Here is a 375-nt window from a genome sequence, read left to right on the forward strand (position 1 = left end):
TGATAAAGAAATTGATGTTGTGTTCAGGCAATCAGAAGCCTGTCAGCGCATTGCCAAAGTTAAAGGTATTGGTCCTAAAACAGCCACGGCTGTTATTGCCGCGATTGGCAAAGGAACTGAATTTAAAAATGGTCGTCACTTTGCCGCATGGCTTGGTCTGGTTCCACGACAACACTCGAGTGGCGACAAGCAGGTGCTGATGAATATGACGAAAAAAGGCGACAAGCATTTGCGGACACTTTTTATTCATGGTGCCCGCGCTGTCGTCAGAGTTGCCACGAATAACAATGATGGTTGCCTGCATCAGTGGGTTAACCAGCTGAAGGAACGGCGCGGGTTTAATAAAACGACCGTGGCAGTCGCTAACAAGAACGC

At 48.0% G+C, this 375-nt stretch carries 1 protein-coding gene; it reads left to right on the forward strand.

The genetic code is table 11. The features are described 5' to 3' along the window. Window positions 1–375, forward strand: a 375-nt coding sequence (locus Dpoa2040_RS00195; protein ID WP_168639899.1) for a transposase, incomplete at both ends; no start/stop codon positions are given.

Source organism: Dickeya sp. CFBP 2040 (genome assembly GCF_012273755.1).
Lineage (GTDB): Bacteria > Pseudomonadota > Gammaproteobacteria > Enterobacterales > Enterobacteriaceae > Dickeya > Dickeya poaceiphila.